The 17,777-nt window shown below is 60.5% G+C and carries 18 protein-coding genes and 1 pseudogene; all 19 read left to right on the top strand.

Annotated features, from left to right (window positions below; genetic code table 11):
- The first annotated feature begins 293 nt into the window (after positions 1 to 293).
- The 19 genes and pseudogenes from ACXAED_RS04775 to htpX all read left to right on the top strand — a co-directional run bounded on the left by ACXAED_RS04775 (position 294) and on the right by htpX (position 17,714).
- Positions 294 to 950 (top strand): methylenetetrahydrofolate reductase C-terminal domain-containing protein, encoded by a 657-nt coding sequence (locus ACXAED_RS04775; protein ID WP_475047278.1) that lies wholly within the window; start codon positions 294 to 296, stop codon positions 948 to 950.
- Positions 947 to 1,915, top strand: a complete 969-nt coding sequence (locus tag ACXAED_RS04770) for a methylenetetrahydrofolate reductase (RefSeq protein ID WP_475047277.1) — start codon at positions 947 to 949, stop codon at positions 1,913 to 1,915. Before ACXAED_RS04775 ends, ACXAED_RS04770 begins: the two co-directional genes overlap by 4 nt.
- Before the next feature lie 533 nt (positions 1,916 to 2,448).
- Complete coding sequence (locus tag ACXAED_RS04765; RefSeq protein WP_475047275.1) at positions 2,449 to 3,624, top strand: substrate-binding domain-containing protein; 1,176 nt, start codon at positions 2,449 to 2,451, stop codon at positions 3,622 to 3,624.
- A gap of 69 nt (positions 3,625 to 3,693) precedes the next feature.
- Complete coding sequence (locus tag ACXAED_RS04760) at positions 3,694 to 4,458, top strand: ABC transporter ATP-binding protein (RefSeq protein ID WP_475047273.1); 765 nt, start codon at positions 3,694 to 3,696, stop codon at positions 4,456 to 4,458.
- Entirely contained in the window at positions 4,451 to 5,173 is a 723-nt protein-coding gene (locus tag ACXAED_RS04755; RefSeq protein WP_475047272.1) for an ABC transporter ATP-binding protein, read from the top strand. The genes ACXAED_RS04760 and ACXAED_RS04755 overlap by 8 nt, the downstream gene beginning before the upstream one ends.
- A gap of 1 nt (position 5,174) precedes the next feature.
- Positions 5,175 to 6,206, top strand: coding sequence for a branched-chain amino acid ABC transporter permease (locus ACXAED_RS04750; protein WP_475047270.1), 1,032 nt, complete (start codon positions 5,175 to 5,177; stop codon positions 6,204 to 6,206).
- Between the two features lies 1 nt (position 6,207).
- The gene (locus ACXAED_RS04745; protein WP_475047268.1) at positions 6,208 to 7,266 is read left to right on the top strand and encodes a branched-chain amino acid ABC transporter permease; all 1,059 of its coding nucleotides are present in this window, start codon (positions 6,208 to 6,210) and stop codon (positions 7,264 to 7,266) included.
- Entirely contained in the window at positions 7,263 to 8,048 is a 786-nt protein-coding gene (locus ACXAED_RS04740) for an alpha/beta fold hydrolase (protein ID WP_475047267.1), read from the top strand. The genes ACXAED_RS04745 and ACXAED_RS04740 overlap by 4 nt, the downstream gene beginning before the upstream one ends.
- Positions 8,045 to 8,641 carry a TetR/AcrR family transcriptional regulator gene (locus ACXAED_RS04735; RefSeq protein WP_475047266.1) on the top strand — a complete coding sequence of 199 codons (597 nt, stop codon included), beginning with the start codon at positions 8,045 to 8,047 and terminating at the stop codon, positions 8,639 to 8,641. Before ACXAED_RS04740 ends, ACXAED_RS04735 begins: the two co-directional genes overlap by 4 nt.
- Positions 8,638 to 9,405: an enoyl-CoA hydratase/isomerase family protein gene (locus ACXAED_RS04730; RefSeq protein WP_475047264.1), complete on the top strand. Its 768-nt coding sequence runs from the start codon at positions 8,638 to 8,640 to the stop codon at positions 9,403 to 9,405. Before ACXAED_RS04735 ends, ACXAED_RS04730 begins: the two co-directional genes overlap by 4 nt.
- Positions 9,406 to 9,409: 4 nt before the next feature.
- The gene (locus ACXAED_RS04725; RefSeq protein ID WP_475047262.1) at positions 9,410 to 10,897 is read left to right on the top strand and encodes a class I adenylate-forming enzyme family protein; all 1,488 of its coding nucleotides are present in this window, start codon (positions 9,410 to 9,412) and stop codon (positions 10,895 to 10,897) included.
- Entirely contained in the window at positions 10,894 to 11,250 is a 357-nt protein-coding gene (locus ACXAED_RS04720) for a MaoC family dehydratase (protein ID WP_475047260.1), read from the top strand. The genes ACXAED_RS04725 and ACXAED_RS04720 overlap by 4 nt, the downstream gene beginning before the upstream one ends.
- Positions 11,217 to 11,621 (top strand): hotdog family protein, encoded by a 405-nt coding sequence (locus tag ACXAED_RS04715; protein ID WP_475047258.1) that lies wholly within the window; start codon positions 11,217 to 11,219, stop codon positions 11,619 to 11,621. The genes ACXAED_RS04720 and ACXAED_RS04715 overlap by 34 nt, the downstream gene beginning before the upstream one ends.
- 1,708 nt (positions 11,622 to 13,329) lie before the next feature.
- Positions 13,330 to 13,773, top strand: coding sequence for an Hsp20/alpha crystallin family protein (locus ACXAED_RS04710; protein WP_475047256.1), 444 nt, complete (start codon positions 13,330 to 13,332; stop codon positions 13,771 to 13,773).
- A 26-nt stretch (positions 13,774 to 13,799) separates the two neighbouring features.
- Positions 13,800 to 14,201 (top strand): Hsp20/alpha crystallin family protein, encoded by a 402-nt coding sequence (locus ACXAED_RS04705; protein ID WP_475047254.1) that lies wholly within the window; start codon positions 13,800 to 13,802, stop codon positions 14,199 to 14,201.
- Between the two features lie 36 nt (positions 14,202 to 14,237).
- A complete protein-coding gene (locus ACXAED_RS04700) occupies positions 14,238 to 14,747 on the top strand; it encodes an Hsp20/alpha crystallin family protein (RefSeq protein ID WP_475047252.1) in 510 nt (169 codons plus the stop codon).
- A gap of 67 nt (positions 14,748 to 14,814) precedes the next feature.
- On the top strand, positions 14,815 to 16,215 hold the full coding sequence (locus tag ACXAED_RS04695; RefSeq protein ID WP_475047250.1) for a DegQ family serine endoprotease: 1,401 nt from the start codon (positions 14,815 to 14,817) through the stop codon (positions 16,213 to 16,215).
- A 173-nt stretch (positions 16,216 to 16,388) separates the two neighbouring features.
- Positions 16,389 to 16,808 (top strand): annotated as a pseudogene (locus ACXAED_RS04690) (nucleotide exchange factor GrpE); the annotation flags it as partial.
- Between the two features lie 3 nt (positions 16,809 to 16,811).
- Entirely contained in the window at positions 16,812 to 17,714 is a 903-nt protein-coding gene (gene htpX, locus ACXAED_RS04685) for a protease HtpX (protein WP_475047248.1), read from the top strand.
- Positions 17,715 to 17,777 lie beyond the last annotated feature (63 nt).

Here is a 17,777-nt window from a genome sequence, read left to right as displayed (position 1 = left end):
TTCTTCTGCCATTTCATGCAGAGTTTTATACCGGGCATTTGCTCTCCAAGCGAACCTGGCTGGTTCGGTCCGTTGTGCCGATGGACCCAAAGACAGTCATACACTAAAAATTAGACGAGCCATTACAAAGCAGCTCTTCCGCCAGGCCTTGGAAATGCCGCGGGCATTGGCGGTTTCGGCTGAGTGGCCCGTGCCTTCTCACATGGGCCGGTTGGACCTAGGGTTGTGGTCAGGCCGCAGGTGAGACGTCCGGCGGGTACGGCGGATCGGCAGTCGGGACAGAACGTGGAGACGTGGCGCATTCGGATGATTTTTTAGGTCAATGCTGCCTCAAGATAAAGATAAACGTTGTTAAGGTCTGGAGAAAGGGTAGCTCAATGTACCGGATTCGCCTGTTCGCCATTCGTCATGCGCGTAGCTTTGAGTGGATATACAAGCGGGTAGAGCAGGTCATGATTGCTCTGGACCCAGTCTTGAGCAAAATCGGGTATCACCGGGTCGAACGTCCCATCGCCTTTGTCGAGAAATGCGTCAAGACTGTGCTGTTCGATTGCAAGATGTGCGGGCAGTGCGTGCTATCCTCGACCGGCATGTCCTGCCCGATGAACTGCCCCAAACAGCTGCGCAATGGCCCTTGCGGCGGAGTAAGGCCAGGAGGGTTTTGCGAGGTAAAACCGGAAATGAAGTGTGTTTGGGCGCTGGCCTGGGACGGTGCGTCGCGGATGAAGGGCGGCGCGCAGATCGCAACTGTGCTGCCACCGGTCGAACGCAACCTCGAAGGGTCGTCGTCCTGGCTGCGGGTGAGCCGCGAAAAAGCAGCTCATCTGCGTGAGGCCCGGGAAAAACGCCGCACCGCCATTGCGGACGCTTTCCCTGATGCGCGCAAAAACGAGCCCTCTGCCGCGCCGCTGGCGGAAGAGCCCGCTCAGGCTCAGAAGGGGGCAAAATGATGGACCACACATTGCCGCAGCCTTATTCAGCGCCTCCCGAAGGCCATGTTTCGCACAGCCGGCTGGAACGGGTGCTGCGCTCAGGCCGCTTTGCCATCACGGCGGAATTGAACCCGCCCGACAGCGCTGACCCTGCGGATGTCTATGATGCTGCCCGCCCGCTTGGGGAAGTTGCCGACGCCATCAACGCGACGGATGCCTCGGGCGCGAACTGCCATATGTCCTCAATCGGGATCAGCGCGCTGCTGACCCGAGCCGGGTATTCCCCTGTCTACCAGATCTCCTGCCGCGACCGGAATCGGATCGCCATTCAAGGGGACGTGCTGGGTGCCGCCGCCATGGGGGTCAGCAATGTTCTGTGTCTGACGGGCGATGGTGTCGGCGTTGGGGACCAGCCGGGCGCCAAGCCGGTTTTCGATTTTGACTCATTGTCGCTGCTGCGTACCATCAGAACCATGCGGGATGAGCGGAAGTTTTTGTCCGGGCGCACCATTACCAACCCGCCGCTGCTGTTTCTGGGGGCGGCTGAGAATCCTTGTATACCACCCTACGAGTGGCGCCCGGAACGACTGGCCAAGAAAGTGGAGGCCGGGGCGGAGTACATCCAGACCAACTACATTTACGACGTTCCGCTGTTCGAGAAGTTCATGGCGCGGGTGCGGGATCTGGGATTGGACAAGAAAGTCTTTATCCTGGCCGGCGTCGGTCCGTTGGCTTCTGCACGGGCGGCCCGGTGGATGCGCTCGAACGTGCCGGGGATCCATATTCCGGATGCGGTTATTGAGCGTATGGAGAAAGCTGAAAAACCCGGGCAAGAAGGCAAGAAAATCTGCGTGGAGCTCATACAGCAGATGCGTGAGATTGCCGGTGTATCCGGGGTGCATGTCATGGCCTACCGGAAGGAACATCAAGTCTCTGAAATAATTCAAGAGTCCGGAGTTCTAGCGTCACGTAAGAGGGCTTGATAACCGCGTTGCACTGCCCCGTGGCGCTTTGATGCGGACCAGCCAGAATTTGGGCGGGCTCGGGTGCAGGGATTGTTTGCACAAGTTTTTGAAACGGTGATTGATTGCCGGATAAGCAACGCGGGTTTGCGGATTCCGCCCGTGGCGGAATTTCCAGAGCGGCGAAAAACGGCCCGAAAATGGAAGCCTGGCCTGTGCAAGAGGACCGGAGCGGGCTTGTCCGGTGGTTCCGGGGCCTGCGGAACCCGCGTTCGCTAAAGTCTGGGCGCGGGCCTTCGAAGTCTTGGCATTTCGTGCGGTGCAGGGCGGCAGGCCGCAGGTGGAAACACTGCGGCAATACGCAGGTCAGGGAGCGCCGGAGGAGCTCGCAGGCGGCCAGGCAATGAACCGCCAGCGCCCCCTCTCTTGGCATCCAATGTGTCCGAAACCTGGTCATGGGGCAGGCCTGTCAGCGACCGTGAGTCACCATTCCATTGACATGAATGTTGATTCATGTTTCATGTTTTGCAGGGAGAAAATAGGGAGGAGCCCTCATGCTGCGCTTATTTGCGTTGACGGTTGCCGGTGCATTGATGTCGTCTGCAGCCTCTGCCGAAATCCGCATTGCCCATGTCTATGGAAAAACCGGTCCGTTTGAGGCCTATGCGGCCCAGTCGCACAACGGTCTGAAGCTGGGTCTGGAGTACGCCACAGGCGGCACCATGGAGATCAACGGCGAGAAGATCGTGCTGATCGAGAAGGACACACAGTTGAAGCCGGACATCGGCCGCGCGCAGCTGGAGGAAGCTTTCGGAGATGATGACGCGCATATCGCTGTCGGCCCAGTCAGTTCCGGCGTGGCATTGGCCATGCTGCCGGTTGCCGAAGAGTATGAACGCGTTCTAATCGTCGAACCCGCGGTCGCGGACTCGATAACCGGCGCCAATTGGAACCCCTATATCTTCCGCACCGGCCGCAACTCGTCGCAGGACGCGATTGCCAATGCGGTGGCATTGGGCGGTGAGGGCGTCACCATCGCGACCCTGGCGCAGGATTATGCCTTCGGGCGCGATGGCGTCGCGGCCTTCAAGGAAGCGCTGGAAGCAACGGGCGCAACCATTGCCCATGAAGAATACGTCCCGACCGACACCACTGACTTCACGGCGGCAGCCGAGCGGATCTTTACCAAGATGGGAGAGGTCGAGGGCGAGAAGAAGCTTTTCATCATCTGGGCCGGCGGCGGCAACCCGATGGGCAAGATCAACGCAATGGAGCCTGAGCGTTTCGGCATTGAAATTGCAACCGGAGGAAACATCCTTGCGGCGCTGAAGGCGTACAAAGAGCTGCCGGGTATGGAAGGCGCGACTTATTACTACTATGAAATTCCGCAAAACCCGGTGAACGAGTGGCTGGTGAAAACCCATTTCGAGCGGTTTGACAGCCCCCCGGACTTCTTCACCGCTGGCGGCATGGCGTCCGGGCTTGCGATTGTCGAAGCGATCAAGAAGGCAGGCGGCGCAGAGGACACCGAAGCATTGATCGAGGCAATGGAAGGCATGTCCTGGGAAACCCCTAAGGGCACCATGCAGTTCCGTGCCGAAGACCATCAGGCAATGCAGCCCATGTATCACTTCCGCACTGAAATCCAGGACGGGAAGGACTATGGCGTGCCGGTGCTTGTGCGTGAAATCGGCGTGGATGAAATGAACATCCCGATCCGCAACCAGTAACCGGCGGGATGTTCCCCGCCTAACCCCGGCGCGGCCGCCGAGGCCGCCCCGGGGGCAGGGGAGAGATCAATGACCCAGATACTTCTTGAAACGGATGCGCTGACGGTGCGGTTCGGCGGGCATGTGGCAGTTGATGCGGTGTCCTGCGGTTTCCGCGCTGGCGAGCTGACAGCCATCGTCGGGCCGAATGGCGCAGGCAAGACCACTTATTTCAACCTGATCTCGGGCCAGATCCCGGCCAGCGCCGGCACGGTGAAGCTGATGGGGGAGGACATTACCCGTCTTGGCGTGGCTGCCCGTTGCCGCCGCGGACTGGGGCGGGCGTTTCAGCTCACAAATCTGTTTCCCAGCCTAACTGTTCTGGAAAATGTGCGTTTGGTGATTCAATCGCGCCAGCACAAAGGGTTCGGACTGTTCTCGATGGCGGACAGCCACACCGAGCTGACAGTCGCGGCGATGGCCATTCTGGAACGGGTGCGGCTGGACAACCAGAAAGACCAGCTCGTGTCAGAGTTGTCGCACGGCGACCAGCGCAAGCTGGAAGTGGCGCTGCTGATTGGGCTGGATCCGATGGTTTACATGTTCGACGAGCCCACCGCCGGGATGAGTGTTGATGAGGCGCCGGTGATCCTGGATCTGATCGCCGAGATCAAGGCGGACCGGGAACGCACGGTTCTGCTGGTAGAGCATAAGCTGGATGTGATCCGCAGCCTCGCCGACCGCATCATCGTTTTGCACAATGGAGCGCTGGCCGCCGATGGGCCGCCCGCCGAGGTCATGGCATCTGCGGTGGTGCAGGAGGCCTACATGGGCAAGGAGCTGGAGCATGTCTGACCCGATCCTGTCGCTGAATGCGGTGCATACCGACATCGCGCAGTACCACATTCTTCAAGGCGTTGATCTTGTAGTGCCGCGGGGTCAGGTGACCATGCTGCTGGGCCGCAATGGTGTGGGCAAGACCACGACGCTGAAAACCATAATGGGGCAATGGACAGCAAAGTCAGGGGAAATTGTCTTTGACGGTCAAGATATTACTCGCCTCCCGGTTCCGGCGCGCGCAAGGGCGGGCATCGGCTTCGTGCCCGAGGATATGGGGATTTTCCGCGATCTGACGGTAGAAGAGAACATGGTGCTGGGCTGCACCTCCGGCCCGCTGGATCCCAGACGCAAGGAGTGGCTGCTGGGGGCTTTCCCGGCGCTGGGAACCTTTTGGAACAGCGAGGCGGGGAACCTTTCCGGCGGCCAGAAACAGATGCTGTCGATCGCCCGTGCAATGGCCGAGGACCGCAAGCTTTACCTGATCGACGAGCCGACCAAGGGGCTCGCCCCGGCAATCGTGTCGACGATGGCTCAGGCGCTGCGTGAGCTGAAAGCGCAGGGTGCGTCCATTCTGCTGGTGGAACAGAACTTCTCGGTTGCCAAAGCGCTGGGCGACAGCGCTGCCGTCATGGATGACGGGCGGTTGATTTGGAGCGGAGAGATGGCCGAACTGGCCGGAAACAAGGACCTTCAGGAACGTCTGATGGGTCTTAGCATGGAGGCGCATTGAGATGACCGCAGCCCCCGATCATAGACCGACTTTCGCCAGTATCACCCTGACTGAGCGGCTGGCTGAGGCAATGCCGTTTCTGCTGATCCCCTTGCTTGTTCTCCTTGGGTTTTTGGCAATTGGCGTGCCATCGTCCTGGCTGACGCTGACTGTCTCAGGCCTGGCGATGGGGATGATGATCTTCATCATGGCGTCAGGCTTGACCCTGGTCTTCGGCCTGATGGATGTGATCAACTTCGGCCACGGCGCCTTTGTCTCCGTGGGCGCCTTTGTCGGGGTATCGGTGCTCATTGCGCTTGGCGAGTGGACCGGCACCGCATCGCTGCTCCTCAACATGTCTGCCGTGCTTCTGGCCGTGGTCGCCGCGATGGCTGTGACTGGAGTTTTAGGCTGGGGGTTTGAGCGGATCATCGTGAAGCCGGTTTACGGCGCGCATTTGAAGCAGATCCTTGTCACCGTGGGCGGCCTCATCGTCATTGAGCAGCTCATCCATGTGGTCTGGGGGCCGGATGAGATCTTCATCAACCGTCCCGAAACGCTCAAGGGCGCAGTCACCTTTGCCGGGGCTGCGATGGAGAAGTACCGCCTTCTGGCCGTGGGGGTCGGGCTGGTCCTGTTCATCGCTATGCGCATGGTTCTGCGCCGCACCAAGATCGGCTTGATCGTGCGCGCCGGGGTGGAAAACGGCCCGATGGTCGAAGCACTCGGCTACCGTCTGCGCCTGGTCTTTGTCGGCGTGTTCATCGCCGGCTCTGCCCTTGCCGGGCTGGGCGGTGTGATGTGGGGCCTCTATCAGGAGGTCATCACCGCCGGGATGGGAGAAAAGATGATGGTGCTGGTCTTTATCGTCGCCATTATCGGGGGGCTGGGGTCGGTCGAAGGAGCGTTTATCGGCGCTCTTCTGGTCGGGCTGATGCAGAACTACGTGGCCTTTCTGGAACCGAAGCTGGCGCTGGTGTCGAACATCGCGCTAATGACCGCAATCCTGATGTGGCGGCCGCAAGGCATGATGCCAGTTGTGAAGGCGAAGTAAGATGATCGTCAAACTACTCTCCGGGGATCAGCCGCGCTCAACTGTTCTGACGGCGCTGCTGGTTGTGATCCTGATCTGCCTGGCGGGTGCGCCGTTCCTCTTTGACGGTGTGCGCCCGCTGGATACCGCCGCGCGGATCTGTATCTTCATCCTGCTGGTGGCGAGCTATGATCTGCTGTTGGGCTACGGCGGGATCGTTAGCTTTGCCCATACGATGTTCTTTGGCCTGGGCGCCTATGGTGTTGCGCTTGCATCCACACACATGGGGCGCGGCTTTGACGCGCTTTTGGCAGGGTCGCTGTCCGGCGCCTTGGCTGCGGTTGTTCTGGCGCTGCTGATCGGTCTGTTCAGCTTGCGGGTGCGGGCGATTTTCTTTGCCATGATCACGCTGGCTGTGGCGTCTGCTGTCGCGGTCCTCGTGTCGCAATTTTCGGGCATCACCGGCGGCGAGGACGGGCTGACCTACAAGATCCCGCGGGTTCTGACTTCGGCCAACCGTATGGGCGAATTCATGGGCACAAGGGTCAGCGGCAAGATCCTGAACTACTACCTGGTGTTTGCCGCGTCGCTCATCCTGTTCCTGGTTCTGCTGCGTATCGTGAATTCGCCCTTTGGCCGTGTGCTGCAGGCCATCCGCGAGAATGATTTCCGCGCCGAGGCGATCGGCTACCGCGTGGTTTGGTACCGGACTGTTGCGACCTGCCTTTCGGCGGCTGCGGCTGCGCTGGCGGGGAGCTTGTTTGCCATCTGGCTGCGCTATGTCGGACCGGACACCACGCTCAGCTTTGAGATCATGCTCGACATCCTGCTGATGGTCGTGATCGGCGGCATGGGCACAATGTATGGCGCGGTGATCGGGGCGACCCTGTTCATCCTGGCCCAGACCTATCTGCAGAATCTGATGGGCAGCGCATCCGAGGCAACCTCGGCCCTGCCGCTGATCCCTCACCTGCTGGATCCGGACCGCTGGCTGATGTGGCTGGGCATTCTGTTCATCCTCAGCGTCTACTTCTTTCCGACGGGTATTGTCGGGCGGCTGCGGGAACGGCGTGCGTCATGACCATTCCTGTTCTATTTCTGCACGGCTGGGCCATGAACGGGGCGATGTTCGATGACACGGCGGAACGTCTGGGGCCGGGGTTTGACTGCTACGCGCCTGATCTGCCGGGGCATGGCGACCGGGTAGCGGACATGGCGAGCCTCGACGCCTGTGCAGCCCTTGCAAAGCGGTGGATTGAGGATCTGGACAATCCCATTCTGGCTGGCTGGTCCATGGGTGCCGGGGCCGCGTGGCGGCACCTGTCGCGGCATGGAACCTCCGGCCTGCGCGGGCTGATCACCATCGACATGAGCCCCCGGATGCTGCCGGATGAGGGCTGGGACCTGGGCCTGCTTGGCCAAAGCGCGGAAGCCATTCTGGCAACCTCCGGCAAAATCGTACCGGAGTGGCCCCGCATGGCCAAAAGCATTGCGCGCAACATGTATGCCCGCACCAGCGATCCCGCCCCAAGCCGCGAGGACGTAACAGCCCTGCTGCTGGCGCAAGACCCCGCACGCCTGCGCCCGATTTGGGATGATCTGGTGGCTATGGATGAGCGGGAGACGATCCGGAAAATCGATATCCCCTACCTCGTCTGCTCCGGCGCGCAAAGCAGGCTCTACAGCCAGGATGCAGCGCGATGGATTGCGTCGCAGGCAAAACGTGCGCGGGTGGAGAGCTTCGAAAACGCCGGACACTCGCCCCACCTGGAAGAGCCCGGGGCCTTTTGCGATGCCATCCGGCGATTTGTTACGGCAGAAGGGCTCGCAACACCCAATCAAGATCAAGACGAGAGCCGATGACCAAGCCGACAACTGCCAAACCTAAAACCAAACGCGGAATGGAGCGCCGGGCCAAGATCCTTGCCGCCGCCGAACAGGTGATCGGTGAAAAGGGCTTTGCTGCGGCCTCCATCGCTGACATTACCCGCGCTGCCGAAACTGCCCTGGGCACCTTCTACATCTATTTTTCGGGCAAGGACGAAGTCTTTCGGGAGCTGGTGCAGGACATGGGCCATGCAACCCGCTCCCAGGCCGCGGAACGGATTGCCGGTGCTGTAAACCGGCTTGAGGCCGAGCGTGCAGGTCTGGAAGCCTATCTGACCGTGGTGCGCGACCGCCCCTTGCAATACCGGATTGTCGAGGAGGCCCGCTTTGTCGATCCCGAAGCCTACCGCGAGTATTACACCGAGTTTGGCAAGGCATACGCTGATCAGCTAAATCAAGCCGCTGAGAAGGGAGAGATTTCTCCTGGCGACGCCGAAGTGCGCGCCTGGGCCCTGATGGGGGTTGCGAAAACGCTGGGCGAACGGTTCGTGCTTTGGGAAGACGAGGCCAACATCGGCCGGGTGGTTGCCGAGGCTCACAAGTTCATCTGCAACGGATTGGCGCCATGAGCGGGTTGGTCTCTTGGGACGAAGCGGATCTGCCGAACGGGGAGCCCTGTTTCCGGATCACGATGAAGGCACCGCGCGCCAATGCGCTGGAGCCTGGTTTGTTGCGGGACCTGCACCGGGCGTTCGATGCTTTGGAACAATCAGATGCCCGAAAGGCGCTGGTCCGCGGCGGGCTACACTTCTCCACCGGCGGTGATGTCGGCCGCTTTTTCGAGGCGGCACAGAACGGCCGCGCGGAGAGTTACGCCGAAGACGTGGTCCCGGTTCTGCAAGATCTGATCATGCGGATGATAGAGATGCCCGTTGTGATCGCCTCGGCGGTTCGCGGTGCTGCAACCGGCGGGTCGGCGGGGCTTGTTTTTGCATCGGGTATTGTTGCGGCTGACCCGGGCGCCTTTGTGCAACCCTACTACGGCGTCATGGGCTTTGCCCCGGATGGCGGGTGGACCGCGCTCCTGCCGGAATTGATCGGTGCCGGGCTGGCACAGGGCTGGCTGATGGCCAACCATCGCCACGGCGCAGCCCAATTGCAGCGCCTGGGGCTGGTCCAGGCGGTTGACGCTGATCCGGAGGTCCGGGCAGCAGCGCTGATGGCTGATATCGACACGGGCTCTGCCTTGGCAGCCAAGTCGATGGTCTGGAATGGCGACCGGCTGGCCCGGGTCCGAGCGGGGCTGGACGCGGAAGCTGCCGCCTTCCGAAGGCTGATCGGGCGCCAGGAAACCCTGTCGCGGATGAAACAGTTTCTTACACCAACCGGATAATGCGATGTTCGATGTAATCCCGGATATGGCCGCAAAGCGCGCGGAGCTGACCCCCGATGCCTTGGCTTTTCACGACACCTCCACTGGATGCGACTGGAGCTTTGCCCAGATCAACGATGCGGCAAACGCAGTGGCCGCAGGGTTGCAGGCACAGCAATTGCCGGAAGGCGACCGCGTCGCCATCATTTGCCAAAACCGGGTGGAGTTTTTCATCACCCTGTTCGCTTGCCAGAAGACCGGGATCATTCTGTGCCCTCTGAACTGGCGCCAGCCTGCGGCGGAACTTGTGCAAACTCTTAAACACGCTGGTATCTCACTGATGCTGACGGACGCGGAGTTCGAGGCCACGGCGCGCGAGGCTGCAGCGGGCGCTGGTGCGCCTGTCCTTTCCATCGAGAAAGACCTCGCCGGTTGGATCAGGGCAGGCGGCCCTGTGTTCAAAGAGCCTGTGCCAGCCGAACGGCCATGGTACCTGCTGTTCACTTCTGGAACCACGGGTCTGCCAAAATCGGTCATCCAGACCGCGCGTATGGCTTGGGCAAATACCGTGAACATCGGCCAGGCGATCGACATTGCATCAACCGACCGCGCGGTGTGCTTTCTGCCCCTGTTCCACACTGCTGGAATAAATCTCTACACTTTGCCGGTTTTCCTGACCGGCGGCAGCTCTGCCATTCTGCCGAAGTTTGAGGCAGAACTGGTCCACGGCCATTTGGCTTTCGGGCGAATAAACCAGTTTTTCGGTGTGCCGGCAGTCTACCAGGCCTTGTCTCTGATGCCGGGCATTGAAAATCTGGATTGGCCATCGATTCGCTGCGGCTGCGGCGGGGCGCCGCTGCCGGAACCGCTGATCCGCTTCTTCGGCTCAATGGGGGCCAATGTGCTGAACGGCATGGGGATGACCGAAACCGGCCCGACCGTTTTTCTGATGGATCCGGCCCATGCGGCAGAGAAAATCGGATCCGTCGGGAGACCTCAGAGCCTTGTGGAAGTCCGTCTGGCCGGGGTGGCGGAATGTGCCGAAGGGGCGGGTGAACTGCAGGTGCGCGGACCAGGGGTCACACCCGGGTACTTCGGCAACCCGGAGGCGACAGGGAAGACCTTTACCGCGGATGGCTGGCTGGCCACCGGCGATGTCGCGCGGCGTGACGCGGATGGCTACTACTACATTGTTGACCGCATCAAGGACATGTACATCTCGGGCGGCGAAAACGTTTACCCCGCCGAGGTCGAGCGGGTGCTGAATGATCACCCTGCCATTCTGGAATCCGCGGTTGTAGGCGTTTCCGACGCGAAATGGGGCGAAGCAGGTGCTGCATTCATAATGTTGCGCCCAGGCCAGATTGCAGATCCTGAAACACTGCGCCCGTGGTGCCGGGAACGGCTTGCCGGATACAAGGTGCCTGCACATTTGAGGATCGTTGAAGATTTCCCGCGCACGGCTGCAGGTAAAGTATGCAAACCCAAGCTGCGCGAGGACTTCAAAACATGATTGATCTGCAGGAACGCTGGACCCCGACGCAAGCAGAGTTTGATGCCTTTGCGGAAGTTTCCGGCGATGACAATGCGATCCATGTGGATCCCCGGTTTTGCGCTGAAACTGCCTTTGGGCGCACAGTGAGCCACGGAATGCTGATCTATTCCAAGCTTTGGGGAATGCTCAAGCGCTATGACGACGGGCTGTCTCAGGTCAGTCAAAGCCTGATGTTTCCGAACCCGGCTTATGCGGGCGAAGAACTCAGCCTGCGGATTGCACAAGAGGCGCCGGGGCGGGTGATGATGCTGGTCACGCGGGTGGAGGATGGCGCGGAGTGCCTGGTTGGGGAGGCAGAGATCGCATGCTGACAGTAGGGCAATCGGCGCGGATTACTCGCAGCTACACCCGGAAAGATCTTGAGGCTTATGCGGCGATGAGCGGTGCCAGAGCTGACAGCGTGCCTGAGCCGCTGATCGCTGCCTTGTTCTCTTATCTTCTGGGTGTGGAGCTGCCGGGATCAGGCACCAATTATCTGAAACAGGATCTGAACTTCAAAGCGCCCGCACCGCTGAATACTGCTCTGGAGGCCAGGGTGGAGATCGTCAAGCTGCGGCCTGAGAAACATCTCGTGGATCTCTGGGCAAGCTGCACCGCACCAAATGGCGCAATCATTTGCGAAGGCCGCAGTCTGGTCAAAGCCAAAGACGTTCCGGGAGCCTTTTCGAGCCAGAGTTGTTGAGGAGACTCCAATCTGAACTGGCTGGATCAAATTGTTGTACCCTTTAGGCAGTTTGCTGCCTGGAGCTAATTAGTATCGAACATTGTAAGGTGATTTTTTGCCTCCGAAGACCACTTCCGCTGTTCAGGCTCAGATCTGCGAAGGGGTATGGTCTGCGGCCCCTGGATACAAAGATACGCGGAAATCCGGCTTGGAGTTTCTGGCGCCTTCGGAGCTTGAGTTCAGAGCACGCACCTCGGAGTAGTCCAAAGGTGGGTAGAAAAAACGCTTGGGACGGAGGTCGAACCCGGCCGGAAACCATCGGATGCCCTGACCTTTCAGCGCTTTTTCAAGGGGTTGGGGTTCTTGAAGCGATTAGTGAGAAAAAGGGAAATTTCGCCTTGCATTCCGTATGGTTGCGAAGATATACGGGTCAGAGGAGACGTGGCCGAGTGGTCGAAGGCGCTCCCCTGCTAAGGTGCATGCGCCCCACGGATAACACCTATAAAACAATCGGAAAAAACCGACTGCACGTACCCCGTTGCACGGATTTTGCACAGGTTTGCTCGCAGTAGACCAGCCGCAGCCGGTCCGCGGATGTTCCCTGCTGGAAAGCCCCGCTTGCTTGCATCAGTCTGTCCTGATCTTCTCATATGAGCATGCGGAGCTGCACCGGTTGATCTGATCTATCATAACGTTGGCAGTACGTCATTCACTCCATGAAGGAGAAAGGGCGGTGCTTGTTGACTTCTCTTACTCAACCCAATGACCGTGCTGAAGGCGGCCGTGCCCAAAATGGCTGGCTTGACTTGCACGGGCATTGGGACGGGGGACGCCGGATAGGCGTGCGACGGAGCTTCTTTTGAAGGACGTGGAGGAGCCTAAAATTAGTAAAGGGGTGTGTTTTTCTGAAGCGGGTGACCTTCTGAACCATTGGCGGGGCGGTGCTCAATGCTGAACCGGGATCTGGCATTCTTTGATGCGGGCAGGCTGGAGCAACTTGCCGACCGGTCGGATGGAAGCTGCCGGGGAGATCAGAAACTGACTTTCACCATCCCTGCCACAAAATCACACAGTGCGGGACTAACCGGACTTGTGCCGCCACGGCGATTGCATCTGCAGTAAACTACATACCTACTTCGCACGCGCAAACGCGGCTTGTCCACGGTGCAGAGAGTTTCGCCGATCCGATCATTCATAACTATGCTTGCAGAGTATTGCAGAACATCCATTCGCTAAAACTTTGCCGAAGCAGGGGCAGGCAGGACTCACAGGATGTAACTGATGTTTGCCACAGGGTCTGCCAAGATAAATCAATGCGCCATCTTTGAACAAATGGGCCTAATTTCAAAAGGTCTTGCGTACAGTTCAGTTTACCGTATCACTGCACGAAGTTTAGCTATTGCCTTGAAAACGCATGGTATAATTTACCGCCTCGAGGGGTTGACATCTACTTTTTCCCTCCCATTTGAAGATCGGGGATGCCGAAGGCGGATCCCCAGGTAGTGGACATCGGACGGCTGGCTGCTGAGCGGCCCTCCGTATTACTGCCAAGCCAGTTGCCGGCCCTACAGCTTGCCGGGCTGGTCTCTCGTGCAGAGTTCCTTCCTGCGGCCTCCCGCCTCTTCTCCCCGAAAAATCGACTGCTTGCCCGGTCCCGCCGGCCCTGTTGCTTTGCCGGAAACCTGGATCGGGCCCAGAGACCCGGATTGGGAAAGGAGGAACCGATATGCTTCAATCAACCATTGCCCCCTTCAGGGCTTTCGACCACTTCGCCGACATGCGCCGGATGCAAAGCGATATGAACCAGCTGTTCAACGGCTTTGGTCTGGCTCAGCGGCCTCAGGTCTATCCTGCGATAAATTTCTGGGCCGGCCAGGACAGCATCGTTCTGACCGCAGAACTGCCGGGCCTCTCCGAGGACGACATCGAACTGACGGTGAAGGACACCACGGCTGTGCTGCGCGGCACCTATCCAGAGCACGCCTCAGGCGAGGATGTGATCTGGCGCCGCCGCGAACGCCCGTCGGGGGCCTTCTCGCGCACCGTCGAACTGCCCTTCCGTGTCGATCCGGAGAGGGCGGACGCGCGGTTCAAGAACGGGGTGCTGACCGTCGAAATGCAGCGTCCGGAGGATGACAAGCCCAAACGCATCCGGATCAAAGCGTCTTAAACAGTGCAAAGTGAAAGGAGGACAACATGGCACAGGAAATGACTGCCCAAGGCGGCCGCGAAGTCACCCGCGGCGATACAGACAGCAGCGGCACGGCGATGACCTTCATGCCTGCGGTGGACATCTTCGAACAGGGCGATGTGACGGTGATCCTGGCCGATATGCCGGGTGTCGCACCTGGCGATATGGACGTGACACTGGAGCGGCAGGTGCTAACGCTGCGCGGCCACGTCCGGCCGCATGCCCCAGACGGATACCGGCGGATCACGTCGGAATACCGCGAAGGCGACTACGAACGCGCCTTCTCCCTGTCCGACGAGGTCGATCAGGAAAAGATCAAGGCCGATTTCAAGCATGGCGTGCTGCGGCTGGAACTGCCGCGTGCAGCCGAGGCCAAGCCCAAGAAAATCTCGGTAAAGGCCGCGTAAGGCGGCCTCACCCTCAGAGAAAAGGAGGAAAACATCATGCAGATCAGCGATCTCATCCCGTGGGGTCGTGACAAGGAAAAGACCCCCAAATCCGATAGCAGCCGCTCAACCAACCCGCTGGCCGTGCTGCAGCGAGACATCAACAACGTGTTCGAGGACTTTTGGCACAAGGTCGAAAGCGGCTGGAACGGCGGCACCAGCCCAATCGGCATGTTCGGCCCCAGCACCGATGTCTCGGAAGCGGATGACGGCATCGAGGTATCGGTGGAACTGCCAGGCATGACGGACAAGGATATCGATATTTCGATGTCGGGCGACGCCATCACGATCCGCGGCGAGAAAAAAATCGAACACGAGGAGCAACGCCATGGCGTCTATATGTCGGAACGTTCCTATGGCGCCTTTTACAGGACCATCCCGCTGCCGCCGGGGGTCGATACCGACAAGGCCGAGGCGAACTTCAAAAACGGTGTTCTGACCGTCGCACTACCCAAGACCGCGGATGCCCAAGCCAAGGTAAAGCGTATCCCGGTTAAGGCGTCCTGACCCCACGCAAGCCGTCCCTGGCGGCCAGCCCGCCGGCCGCCTTTTTTCAGCGGAAAGGAGAGACCAGATGCGTTCGATCATTTTTCAAATCAGCCGGACCGTTGCTCTGTTTTGCGTTGTCCTCGCGATCGGCAACGGCCCTGCAGCTGCGCAATCACCGGATCGGCCCTTGTTCATGAATGAAAACGGTTTGCCAACGCTTGCGCCGCTGTTGGACCAAATCACCCCGGCAGTTGTCAATATTTCGGTCGAAAGCCGCCAGACAGCCGAGATGAACCCGCTGTTCAGCGATCCGTTCTTCCGGCAATTCTTCGATATGCCGCCGGCACCTCAGGCACCGGCCCCTCGCCGTCAGATGAGCGCAGGCTCTGGGGTGATAGTAGATGCAGAGAAGGGATATGTGCTGACCAATCATCACGTCATCGACACCGGCGACCGGATCATCATCACCCTCAAGGACCGGCGGCGCTTTGACGCCGAGCTGGTTGGCAGCGACCCCGGCACCGACATCGCGTTGTTGCAGATTGACGCCGAAAACCTGACTGCGCTTGAACTGGGTGACAGCGATCGGCTCAGAGTCGGGGATTATGTGCTGGCCATCGGCAACCCGTTCGGCCTGGGCCAGACTGTCACCTCGGGCATTGTCAGCGCCCTGGGCCGCAGCGGTCTTAGTGTCGATGGATACGAGGATTTCATCCAGACCGACGCCTCAATCAACCCCGGCAACTCTGGCGGTGCGCTGACAGCCTTCGACGGGCGCCTGGTGGGTATCAACACCGCCATCATCGCGCCATCAGGCGGCAACGTGGGGATCGGTTTTGCCGTGCCGGCGAATATGGTGCGCGCAGTGATGGAGCAGCTTATAGAGTACGGCGAGGTGCGGCGCGGCCGCCTTGGCGTGGTGATCCAGGATTTCACCCCCGATCTTGCCGAGGCGCTGGACATTGACACTGGCACGGGAGCGGTTGTCACCCAGGTGGAACCGGGGAGCGCCGCCGATGAAGCCGGGTTGCAGCCGGGCGACCTGATCGTATCTGTTGATGGACGGGCTGTTGCCGGCTCGGCGGACCTGCGCAGCCAGATCGGGCTGAAGCGGGTCGGCACAGAAGTCAGGCTGGAGATCATCCGCGACGGCAGCACGATGACGATCAACACCACGTTGCGCGAGGGCGGGACCCTTGCCGCGGCAGGCGACCGCCGGTTTGACCGGCTGGCCGGTGCCGAACTGCGCAACCTTCAGCCTGGCGACCCGGACTATGGCGAACTGGAAGGCGTGCTGGTCACCCGCATGGATCCCGGCAGCCGCGCCGAACGCTCCGGGCTGGAGGCCGGCGACATCATCCTGGCCGTGAACCGCAGCCCGGTCAGTTCGGTCACCGAATTGCGCCGCGAGCTGTCCCGGGCCGAAGGTGCGCTTGCGTTGACCGTGCAAAGGGGAGGCGCACGTATTTTCCTGGTGATGCGCTGAGACTTCTGAGGAGGTGACGCGTATGCCGAACAAGCCAACGCCGGACAATGAGACGTCATTGCCTGATGCAGTGCCGGGTCAGGAGGTGCAAGACACCACCCCTGCTGCTGAGGGGCCGCTGGCCGGACCGCATGCCGATGAAATCGCACGGCTGACCGACCGTCAAACGGGCGCTCGCGGATGCCGAAAATGCCCGCAAGAGGGCCGATGCCGCCCGCCGCGAAGGTTTCGACCAGGGCGTGGTGCAAGCCGTCCGCGCTTTTGCCCCTGCGCTGGATGCGCTTGCACTGGGAATCGCAGCTGCTCAGGATTTGCCGGATGCGGAAGACCCGCGGGTGCGCCACCATCTGGAGGGGCTGCGGAATATCCGCTCCACTTTCGAGGCGGCGCTGAACGTGCTTGGCATCGATGTGGTTGCGCCGACGGACGGCAGCTTCGACCCTGCCCGCCACGAGGCGCTGGCAACGGCGGCCCGTCCCGGCACCCCTGCAGGACAGGTGATTGAATTGCACCGCCCCGGATTTGCCCTGAAACAGCGGCTGATCCGCCCGGCCCAGGTCACGGTCAGCGCAGACGGCCGCGAGGAGGATTGAGCGATGCTGCGGCTTGCGCTTTTTCTGGGAACAAACCTAGCCATTCTTGCCGTGCTGTCGGTGACATTCCGGCTGCTGGGATTTGAAGGGCTGCTTCAGGCCAATGGTGTTGATCTGGACCTGCAGGCTCTGCTGGTGTTCTCAGCTCTGATCGGCTTTTCCGGCTCACTGATCTCGCTGTTCCTGTCGAAACCCATGGCCAAGTCTACGATGGGGGTCCGGGTGATCACCCGGCCGCGCAGCCAGACCGAGCGTTGGCTGCTGCAAACCGTCCAGGACCAGGCCCGGAGAGCGGGGATCGGGCAGCCGGAAGTCGGCATATTCGACCACCCCTCGCCCAACGCCTTTGCCACCGGTTGGAACCGTGATGCAGCGCTGATCGCGGTCAGTACCGGGCTGCTGCAGCACATGCGGCCGGGCGAGATCGAGGCCGTACTAGGCCATGAGGTCAGCCATGCCGCAAACGGTGACATGGTCACGCTGGCGCTAATCCAGGGCGTGGTGAATACCTTTGTGGTCTTCCTATCGCGCCTCGCGGGCTTTCTGGTTGACCGGCTTGTTCTGCGTGTTAAGCGCGGCCACGGCCCGGCGTTCTGGATCATCTCGCTGGTGGCGGAGCTGGTGCTGGGTGTGGCCGCAATGGCAATTTTCATGTGGTTCTCACGCTGGCGTGAATTCCGCGCAGACGCGGGCGGGGCGGCACTGGCTGGGCGGGGCAGAATGATTGCGGCGCTGGAACGGCTGCGCGCGCTGCGAGACACTCAACCGCTGCCTGATGAGATGCGCGCGCTTGCTTTCGATGCCGGCCGGGTGCAGGCTCTGTTCTCCAGCCATCCGCCGCTTGATCACCGGATTAGGGCGCTGAAAGCCGCCGCCAGCACTGCCGACGCACCGTCGCGGGGATAAAAAACTGTGCGGCATCTTACCTTAGAGACCGTAGAGGGGCGCCGGGCCGCCAGCCCCCTTGTA

The sequence above is a fragment of the Leisingera sp. ABM4_103 genome, from assembly GCF_056158685.1.
Note: the sequence above shows the minus strand (reverse complement) of the source record. Positions and strands in the feature narration are given on the sequence as shown.